This window comes from Pseudonocardia tropica (genome assembly GCF_040105315.1).
Classification (GTDB): Bacteria; Actinomycetota; Actinomycetes; order Mycobacteriales; family Pseudonocardiaceae; genus Pseudonocardia; species Pseudonocardia alni.
The window spans coordinates 40,811-50,302 of record NZ_JBEDNP010000021.1 but is presented as its reverse complement, the minus strand read 5'-3'; the positions used below and the strand labels follow the sequence as shown (position 1 = coordinate 50,302).

The 9,492-nt window shown below is 76.2% G+C and carries 11 protein-coding genes; 5 read left to right on the top strand and 6 right to left on the bottom strand.

Going from position 1 to position 9,492, the window contains the following annotated elements; translation table 11 throughout:
* Positions 1-124: 124 nt before the first annotated feature.
* Together WHI96_RS24620 and WHI96_RS24615 are read right to left on the bottom strand one after the other, a co-directional pair.
* Positions 125-247 (bottom strand): hypothetical protein, encoded by a 123-nt coding sequence (locus tag WHI96_RS24620; protein WP_345643333.1) that lies wholly within the window; start codon positions 245-247, stop codon positions 125-127.
* A 414-nt stretch (positions 248-661) separates the two neighbouring features.
* Positions 662-1,654, bottom strand: coding sequence for a Gfo/Idh/MocA family protein (locus tag WHI96_RS24615; protein WP_345643230.1), 993 nt, complete (start codon positions 1,652-1,654; stop codon positions 662-664).
* Between the two features lie 128 nt (positions 1,655-1,782).
* On the opposite strand from WHI96_RS24615, the gene WHI96_RS24610 reads away from it, so the two are divergent.
* A complete protein-coding gene (locus WHI96_RS24610; RefSeq protein WP_345643233.1) occupies positions 1,783-2,193 on the top strand; it encodes a VOC family protein in 411 nt (136 codons plus the stop codon).
* 53 nt (positions 2,194-2,246) lie between these two features.
* Here the strand turns inward: WHI96_RS24610 and aroQ are convergent, their stop codons facing one another.
* The 3 genes from aroQ to WHI96_RS24595 are packed head-to-tail and all read right to left on the bottom strand — an operon-like array spanning position 2,247 to position 4,724.
* Positions 2,247-2,720, bottom strand: a complete 474-nt coding sequence (gene aroQ, locus WHI96_RS24605) for a type II 3-dehydroquinate dehydratase (RefSeq protein ID WP_226356599.1) — start codon at positions 2,718-2,720, stop codon at positions 2,247-2,249.
* Between the two features lie 4 nt (positions 2,721-2,724).
* On the bottom strand, positions 2,725-3,393 hold the full coding sequence (locus tag WHI96_RS24600) for a response regulator transcription factor (protein ID WP_345643236.1): 669 nt from the start codon (positions 3,391-3,393) through the stop codon (positions 2,725-2,727).
* A complete protein-coding gene (locus WHI96_RS24595) occupies positions 3,390-4,724 on the bottom strand; it encodes a sensor histidine kinase (protein ID WP_345643238.1) in 1,335 nt (444 codons plus the stop codon). Before WHI96_RS24595 ends, WHI96_RS24600 begins: the two co-directional genes overlap by 4 nt.
* 168 nt (positions 4,725-4,892) lie before the next feature.
* Here WHI96_RS24595 and WHI96_RS24590 point away from each other — a divergent pair, with 168 nt between their 5' ends.
* Together WHI96_RS24590 and WHI96_RS24585 are read left to right on the top strand one after the other, a co-directional pair.
* Positions 4,893-5,429 carry a DUF1707 SHOCT-like domain-containing protein gene (locus WHI96_RS24590; protein ID WP_345643241.1) on the top strand — a complete coding sequence of 179 codons (537 nt, stop codon included), beginning with the start codon at positions 4,893-4,895 and terminating at the stop codon, positions 5,427-5,429.
* Positions 5,426-5,932, top strand: a complete 507-nt coding sequence (locus WHI96_RS24585; RefSeq protein WP_345643244.1) for a hypothetical protein — start codon at positions 5,426-5,428, stop codon at positions 5,930-5,932. Before WHI96_RS24590 ends, WHI96_RS24585 begins: the two co-directional genes overlap by 4 nt.
* Positions 5,933-5,951: 19 nt before the next feature.
* Here the strand turns inward: WHI96_RS24585 and WHI96_RS24580 are convergent, their stop codons facing one another.
* Positions 5,952-6,452 carry a DnaJ family domain-containing protein gene (locus tag WHI96_RS24580; protein ID WP_345643247.1) on the bottom strand — a complete coding sequence of 167 codons (501 nt, stop codon included), beginning with the start codon at positions 6,450-6,452 and terminating at the stop codon, positions 5,952-5,954.
* A gap of 73 nt (positions 6,453-6,525) precedes the next feature.
* Here WHI96_RS24580 and WHI96_RS24575 point away from each other — a divergent pair, with 73 nt between their 5' ends.
* Both WHI96_RS24575 and WHI96_RS24570 read left to right on the top strand, forming a co-directional pair.
* The gene (locus WHI96_RS24575) at positions 6,526-7,179 is read left to right on the top strand and encodes a nuclease-related domain-containing protein (RefSeq protein ID WP_345643250.1); all 654 of its coding nucleotides are present in this window, start codon (positions 6,526-6,528) and stop codon (positions 7,177-7,179) included.
* 58 nt (positions 7,180-7,237) lie between these two features.
* Positions 7,238-9,349 (top strand): chorismate-binding protein, encoded by a 2,112-nt coding sequence (locus WHI96_RS24570; protein WP_345643252.1) that lies wholly within the window; start codon positions 7,238-7,240, stop codon positions 9,347-9,349.
* Positions 9,350-9,492 lie beyond the last annotated feature (143 nt).

Genomic DNA, 9,492 nt, shown 5'->3' with positions numbered 1-9,492 from the left:
CAATGCCCAACTCAAGAGCTGGAAGGTCCTCCGCAAGATCCGCGGCTGCCCGCAGCGAGCGACCCCGCTGGTCCAAGCCGTGATGGTCTTGATCCAGACCAGCTGAGATCAAGTTGGAAAGCGTTCACTGCATGCCGTAGAAGGAGAACCGCTCGAACATCTCGACGCCGAACAACGTCGCGAGCTGAACGGGGTGGCCGAGAAAGGTTCTCTCCCGGCGCTGAGGGTCGGTCGTGGTGTCGGACACCCGCCCGGTCTACCCCTGGAGTTTCATGAGGTAAAGATCGGACACCCGACAGATGGCTCACAGCCGCCCGGCAGGAGCCCGCTCCACCCCTGCGGCACGCCACCCGGTGATCTCCTGGGTCACGGGACCGCCTTGCGCACGGCACGCAGACCGTCCGACGAGCCCCGTCCCGGTCACCGCCATGGCTCGAGGTGGCCTGCAGGAAGCCGGCCCGGGACGGACCGACCCCGATCCGACGAGCGATTCGTTCGCTCACCGAGTGCAAGAACCGTTCGTCCGGCTCGACGAAGTCCGAGAAGACGGGTCGGAGCCGTCATCGTCCCGGCGCCGACCTGACACCGAATTCCTGTTTCCGATGACATCGGCGCCATCCGAAGAGGACTCGACGCGATCCCCTGCATGTAGCTCGGCAGATCACGAAAGATCTGCCGGCCCTTCCTCCGGGACCATCCCGACCCGGTCGGCGACGGCGGCCATGACGTCCTGGACGGCGACGGTGTCCGCGAGCGGCATGGCCGGGCTCTCGGTCTCCCCGGCCGCGACCCGGCGGGTCACCTCCTCGATCTCGTGCGCGTAGCCGCGCCCGGTGGCCGGCAGCACGATCTCCTCGGGGTCGGCGCCGTGCCGGTGCACCACGATCCGGTCCGGGTGGTGGAAGCGCGGCGGCACCTCGATCCAGCCCTCGGTGCCGATCACCCGGGCCGAGCCGGGCATCGCGCACTGCAGGCTGATCTGCAGCGCGGCGCTGCGGCCGTCGGGCCAGCCGAGCAGGATCGACTCCTCCAGGTCCACACCGGACGGCGTGAGCGCCCCGCTCGCGGCGACCGTGCCCGGGCTGCCGAGCAGCATCTGGGCGAAGGAGACCACGTAGACCCCCAGGTCGAACAGGGCGCCGCCGCCGAGCTCCGGGGAGAAGAAGCGGTCGTCGTGCGCGGTGCGGTTGCGCACGCCGAGGTCGGCCTGCACGGAGCGGACCTCTCCGATCGCGCCCTCGGCGACGAGCTCGCGCAGCCGGACGACGGCCGGGAAGAACCGCGTCCACATCGCCTCCATCACGAACACGCCCCGGCGGCGGGCGGCCGCGGCGATCTCGCGGGTCGCGACGGAGCTGACGGTGAACGCCTTCTCCACCATCAGCGCCTTCCCGGCCTCGATCGCGGCCAGGGCGATCGCGCGGTGCTGCGGGTGCGGGGTCGCGACGTAGAGCACGTCGACGTCGGGGTCGTCGAGGATCGACCGGTAGCCGGTGTGCACCCGCTCGATCCCGTGCCGGCGGGCGAACTCCGCGCCGCGTTCCGCGGAACGCGACGCGACGGCGACGAGCTCGGCGCCGGGCACGTGCGCGAAGTCCGGCGCGACGGCGTCGGCGATGCGGCCCGGACCGATGATTCCCCACTTCACGCTCATGGCCCCGATCCTGCCCGGCCCCGGCGGGAAGTTCCCGGCGGCCGACCGATGAGTCCGGTCACCGCGCCCGGTCCACCCCTTCGAACGGCACCGGAACCTCCGGCGCCACGTCCACACAGGAGCCCGCGATGCCCAACATGATCTTCGTGAACCTGCCGGTCGCCGACCTCGGCGCGGCGAAGGCCTTCTACTCCGCGCTCGGTTTCGGGCTGAACGAGCAGTTCTCCGACGAGCGCACCGCGTCGTTCGTGGTCAGCGACGCCATCGTCGTCATGGTGATGGCGCAGGACCGGTTCCGGGAGTTCACCGAGCAGCCCGGCGTCGCCGACCCGCGGACCGCCCGGGAGGTCATCAACGCCTTCGGCGTGGAGAGCCGCGACGACGTCGACCGGCTGATCGACGCCGGCCTGGGCGCGGGCGGCACCCTGTCCGGCAAGACCGAGGACCACGGGTTCATGTACGGCCGCGGCATCGACGACCCGGACGGCCACCACCTCGAGTTCGTGTGGATGGACCCGTCGGCCGTCGCCGGGGGGTGATCCCCGACCGGCCACGTCGCCGCCGTCGCGGGGTGCGGCGGCGACGGGCCGGGTCAGACGGCGCGCAGCGGGCGCGCCTTGCGGACGAGCCCGTCGATGGCGAGCGCGTAGCCGTCGACGCCGAACCCGACGACGATCCCGGCCGCCACCGGCGAGACGAACGAGTGGTGCCGGAAGGTCTCGCGGCCGTGCACGTTGGAGATGTGCACCTCGACCGTGGGGAGCTCGGCGCCCTCGATCGCGTCGTGCAGTGCGACCGAGGTGTGGGTGTAGGCGGCGGCGTTGAGGACCAGGCCGACCGCGTCGCCGCGCTTCACCGCGGCACCGGCCTCGTGGATCCAGTCGACGAGGACGCCCTCGTGGTTGGTCTGGCGGAAGTCCAGCTCGAGGTGGTGCGCGGCGGCCGACTCCCGGCACAGCGCCTCGACGTCGGTGAGCACGGTGGTCCCGTACACCTCCGGCTTGCGGGTCCCGAGCAGGTTGAGGTTCGGGCCGTTGAACACGAAGACGGTGGTCACGCCCGCGATCCTCTCAGCCGCGCCAGCCGGGGCGGACCAGGCCCGACTCGTAGGCCAGCACGACCAGCTGCGCGCGGTCCCGGGCGCCGAGCTTGGTCATCGTGCGGCTGACGTGGGTCTTCGCCGTCGTCGGACTCATGTGCAGGCGGGCGGCGATCTCGTCGTTGGACAGCCCGGCCGCGACCTCGGCGAGGACCTCCCGCTCGCGGTCGGTGAGCTCGCCGAGCCGGACCGCGCCGTCCGGGCCGCCCCGGGAGCGCGCCGCGAACTCGGCGATCAGGGTGCGGGTGACCGCCGGGGCGAGCAGGGCCTCCCCGCTGTGGACGACCCGGATGGCGTGGATGAGGTCGGCCGGCTCGGAGTCCTTGACCAGGAAGCCGCTGGCGCCGCCGCGGATCGCGTCGAAGACGTAGGAGTCGTCGGTGAAGGTGGTCAGGACGACCACCCGGGTGCCGGCGAGGTCCGGGTCGTCGGTGATCTCCCGGGTCGCGGTGATGCCGTCGGTACCGGGCATGCGGATGTCCATGAGGACGACGTCCGGGTGGTGCTCGCGGGCCGCGACGACGGCCTGTGCGCCGTCGGCGGCCTCGGCGACCACGTCCAGGTCGGGCTGGGAGCCGAGCAGGGCGCGGAACCCGGAGCGGACGAGCGCCTGGTCGTCGGCGAGCAGGACGCGGATCACCTGTCGGCTCCCGGGGTCGTGGGGCGGTCGGGGATGTGGGCCTGCCCGGTGCGGTCGGTCGCCCCGGTGGCCCCGGCCCGTCCGGCCGCGTCGGCCGGAGCGGGGTCCGGTTCGGCGGGGTTCGGGGCAGCGGCGCCCGAGGCAGCGGCGGCGTCGGCCGGAACGGTGGGGTCGGCCGGTGGCGCGGGCAGGTGGGCGCGCACCCGGAACCCCCGCTCCGGGCCCGGCCCCGCCGCCAGGGCCCCGCCGACCGAGCGCGCACGCTCGCGCATGCCGGTCAGCCCCGTGCCGTCCACCGCGCCGGGCGCCGGGCCGGCACCGTCGTCGTCGACGGTCAGATCCAGCGCGTCGTCGCCGAACCGCAGGGTGACCACCGCGGTGCCCGCCCCCGCGTGCCGACGCGTGTTGGTCAGCGACTCCTGCACGATCCGGTACGCGGCCAGGTCGACCCCGGTCGGCAGCGGCCGCGGGGTCCCCTCGGTGCCGCGGCGCACCGGCAGCCCCGCGGCGCGCACCTCGTCGAGCAGCGCGTCGAGCCGGTCCAGGCCGGGGGTGGGCGCACGGGGGGCCTGCTCGTCGACCCCGCGCAGCACGCCGAGGGTGGAGCGCATCTCGCGCAGCAGGTCACGGCTGGCCCGCTTGATCTCGGTGAGCGCGGTGCGGGCCTGCTCCGGGTCGTCGTCCATCAGGTAGAGCGCGACCCCGGCCTGCACGTTGATCAGGGAGACGTGGTGGCCCAGCACGTCGTGCAGCTCCTGGGCGATGCGCAGTCGCTCGGCGTCGGCGCTGCGCCGACGCTCGGCCTCGGCGGCCCGCCGGGCCTGGGCCGTGCGCTCGCGCCGGACCCGCCACAGGGCGCCGCCCGCGACGAGCGCCGCCAGCCAGGCCAGCACCGGTGCGGTCGCCGGCCACGGGATCGGCCGTCCCGTCACCAGCAGCCACCCCGCGAGCACGGCCAGCGCGACGACGACCACCGCGAGCGCCCGGTGGTGGCGCCCCGCGGCGACCGCGGACACCAGCGCCACGGCGAACGCGAAACCCAGCGGCCCCACCAGCGGGTACCCCAGGCCCAGGTAGACGACGACCGCGGCCGCGCACACCGCGAGCGCCACGACCCGGTTCAGGTGCCGGAACAGCAGCGCGACCGGCCCCACCGCGAGCAGTGCGGCGGCGAGCCCGTCGAGCGGGAGCGCCGTCGTGTCCGGGTCCGGGTACTGCGCGCTGCGGACGGCGTAGAACGTCGCCCCACCCACGGTGAACAGGCCGACGACCAGCGCGGGGACGAGGATCCGTGCGATCCCGCCCCACCTCGGACGTCGGTCGGCGGGCACGCGGGACACCGTAGACCGGGGCACCGACAGCGGTCGTCGTCCGGACGGTGATCGACGCCGTACACCCACGGGCGTACCCGGGCGGCCGCTCCTCCCCCGGCGGTGGCAGCGGGATCGGCGACCGCGGGCGGACGCGCGCGACCCCCCGGCACCGCGACGCTGGTCGTCATGACCGCGACTCCGGACACCCGTCCCGCACCCACCACCGAGCCACCCGCCGTGCCGCTCCCGGCGCCCGCCCCGACCGCGGACCTGCCGGCCGTGCCGGCCGGTGGCCTCCCGCCCCGGTCCGACGCCGTGCTCGCCTCGGACGCCGAGCGCGAGCACGTCACCGCCCGGCTGCGGACGGCCGCCGCCGAGGGGCGCCTGACCCTCGCCGAGTCCGACGAGCGGCAGGCCGCCGCCTACGCCGCCCGCACCCGTGACGAGCTCGTCCCGCTGCTCGCCGGGCTGCCCCGCCCGCCGCGGCCCCGGCGCCCCCGGCGCGGTCCGCTCACCCCCCGCGCGCAGCGCAACCTGCGGATCCACGCCGGGGTGACCGTCGCCGTGCTGCTCCTCCTGGTCCTGGGCGCGGTGCTCGGCCCGGCGCCGCTGTTCGTCCCGATCGGGCCGGCGTTCTGGCTGGGCCTGATCCTGTTCGTGCACTCCCGGCGGGCCGAGCGCGAGGCGTCGCCGGACGAGGATCTGCCCGAGGAACTGCGATGACCGCCGTCGCCGAGCGGGCGGGACGGACCGCACCGCGGCGGCTCGCCCGGCGCCCGCGGGCCGCGCTGCGGACGGTGCACGTGCTGCTCGCGGTGGCCTGGACCGGCGCGTCGCTGGTGATGCTGGTGCTGCCCCTGGCGGTGCTGCTGCAGGGCACCGACGCCGGGTTCGCCGTCGCGGTGATGGACACCGTCGGGAACGGGACGATCCCGTTCCTCGCCGTCGGCACCGTCCTCAGCGGGGCGGCCCTCGGTCTCGGAACGGCGTGGGGGCTGTTCCGGTACCGCTGGGTCGTCGCGAAGACCGTGCTGGCGCTGGCGGTGATCGTCTCGTCGGTCGCGCTCACCACCGGCTGGGTCGACGCCGCCGCGGCCGGGGACCGGTCGGTCCTGTCACTGCTGGTCGCGGCGTCGGTGCTGCACCAGGTGATGCTCCTGGGCGCGACGGTGCTGTCGGTGGAGAAGCCCGGCGGACGGCTGGGTCGACGGCGCACGACCGCCTGACGGTCCGTCGGGTCGGACGTCAGCGACGCAGCAGGCGTGCCCACCAGCCACGGCGGGACCCCGGCCGGGGCTCCGCGGTCGCGGGCGGCGGCGCGGGCGACCGGGCGGCGGCCCGTCGCCGCTCCCGGGCCGCGTACCAGCGCGCGACGACCTCGTCGGCGTCGAGCCTGCGGATCGGGACGCGCGGGCCCATCGGGTGGCGCATGTGGTCGACGACCCGGGAGTTGACCTCCTCGACGTGCTCGCGCACGCGGCGCTCGTCGACGAAGCGGGTGACGGTCTCGTCGATCCGGTCCAGCTCCCTGCGCAGCTGGAGCGACGGCGGCAGCATCGCGTCGCCCGGGACGCCCTCCCGCTCCAGGTAGCCGCGGATCCACCAGTTCTCGTCGACCGGGCCGATCCGTCCCGCGCCCGGCAGCGGCTTTCCCTTGCCGGGCAGGTCGTCGAAGTCGCCCCGCTCGACGGCCTCCCGGATGGTCCGGTCGACCGGTGACTCGAACCGCGGGTCCACACCGTTCATGGCTGCACCACCCCCTCGCGAGGTTACCGGTGAGCGCCGTTTCCTGTCGGTGGTCGGGTGCACACTCCGCGCCATGACGACGACACCCGCGACGACCCCCACGACCGACCGTTCCCGCGCGCTGGACCTGGCGCGCCACTACCCCGGCCGGCGGGTGGGGCACGTCGCCGCGCAACAGCGGAGGGCGGGGTTCCCCGACCGCAACTGGCGCCTCGGCGCCGACGGGGAGCAGCGCACCGCGCACCTGCTGACCGCGCTGACCGGGCGGACCCGCCGGGACCGGCTGCTCGGCAGGCCCGCGGCGTGGCAGGTCCTGCACTCGGTCCCGCTCGACGGCGGCGCCGCCGACCTCGACCACGTCCTGATCGGGCCACCCGGGATCTGCGTCATCGACACCCGCCACCACCGTGGCCGCTCCCTGCTCCTCGACGGCGAGCGGCTGGTCGTCGCGGGGACGGCCACGGACGCCGTACCGCGGGCCCGGGCCGAGGCCCAGCGGGTCCGCGAGCTGCTGCTCCCCCGCCTCGGGTCCGCCGCGTCGACGCCGGTCCGCCCGGTGATCGCGCTGGTCGGGGCCCCGGTCCGGGTGCGCCGATGGCCCGACGACGTCGTGGTCGCCACCGAGGGCGCGCTGGTGTACGCCCTGCGCGGGCTGACCCCGGTGCTCGGCCCGCGGGAGGTGGAGCGGATCCACGCCGTCGCCCGGCGTCCGGAGAGCTGGGGGTGAGGCGTGCGCCGGGTCACGGCACCTTCCCCGCGCGGAGCCGGATCAGCATGCTCTCCCGGTGACCTCGACCGCCCCGGCCCGGACCGGGCTGCACCGTGTCCCGGTCCCGGACGGCGTCGCACCGTCCGGGGTGGCGGCGGCGGTGCGGCGGCTCGCCCACCGGCCGCGGCTGGTCGCCTTCGGCGGGAGCTGGTCGTGGGGGGCGCTCGTCGCCACCGACCCGGTGCTCACCGCGCCGGACGGGGCCGACCCGTTCGCCGTGCTGGACGCGCCGCCACGGTCCGCCCGCCCGGAGGCGGGCCCGGTCGCCGGGACGGGCACGGGGGCCGGCGGGGCCGTCGGGGGCGGCTGGTTCGGGCTCCTGGACCACGCCCCGCCCGGTGTGCGGCCGACGGCGGCGCTGTCCTGGTACCGCGACGTGCTGCGGCACGACGGCGAGCGCTGGTGGTTCGAGGCGCTGGTCGCCGGCGGGACGCTGCCGGGCCTGCCGGACCACCCCGGTGCGGTGCACCCCGACGCCGGCTCGGCCGAGCGCCGGTACACGCAGCTGTGCGCCGACCTCGCCCGCCCGGCGCCGGACCGGACGGCCCGGATCGCGGTCACCCGGTGGCCCGACCGCGACGCGCACCTGGCCGCGGTCGAGCGGTGCGTCACCGAGATCCGCCGCGGCGAGATCTTCCAGGCCAACATCGCGACCCGGCTGGAGGTGCGGCTCGACGGCGACCCGCACGAGGCGTGGGCCCGGCTCGTCGAGCCGGTCGCACCGGCCCGCGCCGCGCTCGTCGTGACGCCGGAGCGGGCGGCGGTGGGCGCGAGCCCGGAGCTGTTCCTGCAGCGCGACGGCGACCGGGTCACCACCGCGCCGATCAAGGGCACCCGGCCGCGCACCGGCGGCGACGCCGACGACGCCGAACGCGCGCGGCTCGGCGCCTCGGTGAAGGACGCGGCCGAGAACGTGATGATCGTCGACCTGATGCGCAACGACCTGGCCCGGGTCGCGCGGCCCGGCGGGGTGCGGCCGGGACGGCTGCTCGTCGTCGAACCGCATCCGGGGGTGTGGCACCTGGTGTCGCGGGTGCACGCGACGCTGCGCGACGACGTCACCGACGCCGACCTGCTCGCCGCCACGTTCCCGCCGGGCTCGGTCACCGGCGCGCCGAAGATCCGGGCCTGCGAGGTGATCGCCGACTGCGAGGACGGCGACCGCGGGCTGTTCACCGGCGCCGTCGGCGGGGTGAGCCCGCTGGCCGGGCTGGAGCTGAACGTCGCGATCCGCACCCTCGACCTCGGCGCCGCAGGGCCCGACGGCAGCCGCACCGGCCGGCTCGGCGTCGGCGGGGGCATCACCGTCGACTCCGACCCGGCGGAGGAGTTCGGCGAGGTCCTGACCAAGGCCGCCCCGGTCCTGGCCGCGCTGGGCGGCCCGCCCCGGCCGGTCCGGCCGCCCGTCACCCGGCCCGCCGACCGGGCCGCGGGCCTGTTCGAGACGCTGGCCTGCGTCGACGGCCGGGCCCGCCGGGTCGGCGAGCACGCCGCCCGGCTGCGCCGCTCCTACCTCGCGGTCACCGGCCGCCCCCTCGACGCGCGGGTCGAGGCCGAGGTCGCCGCGGCCGTCGCGGGGCTGGGTGGGCACCAGCGGGTCCGGGTCGAGGCGACGCCGGACGACCCGTCGCGGGTCGTCGTGCGCGCCGTCCCCTGGCCCGGACCGGTCCCGCTCGACGCGCAGGGCGGTGTGGTCGCCGTCGTCCGGCGCAGCGCCGACGGCGAGGCCCACAAGTTCGTCGACCGCCGCCGGCTCGACGCCCACGAGGCCGGGGTGGCGGACGGGGACGTCTCGCCCCTGCTGTGCGACCCGGCGGGCCTGGTGCTGGAGACGACGCGTTCCGCGGTCGCCGCCGTGCACCGCGGGCGGCTGTGGGCCCCCCCGCTCGACGGCCGCATCCTGCCCGGGACCGGCCGCCGCGCGCTGCTCGACCTGCTGGGCCCCGGCGCCGTGCGGATCGCCCCGCTTCCCCTGGCCGCGCTCGCCGAGGCCGACGGGTTCCTGCTGGTCAACGCGCTGCGCGGGGTGCAGTGGGTGCGCCGGGTCGAGGACGACGGCCACACCGTCGCCGCGTGGGCGGCCCCGGACCCGCTGACCCACCGCCTCGCCGCGGCGCTGTCGCGCTGACCGAGCGCCGCGTCACCGCACCGCCTCCGGGCGACCGTCGGTGCCGCCCCGCGGTCCCCGCCCGGTACCGGTCCGCGGCAGCGCGACCGGCAGCGCCCCGTCGGCCACAGACCGCACGACCTCGCACCGGTTCCCCGCACCTC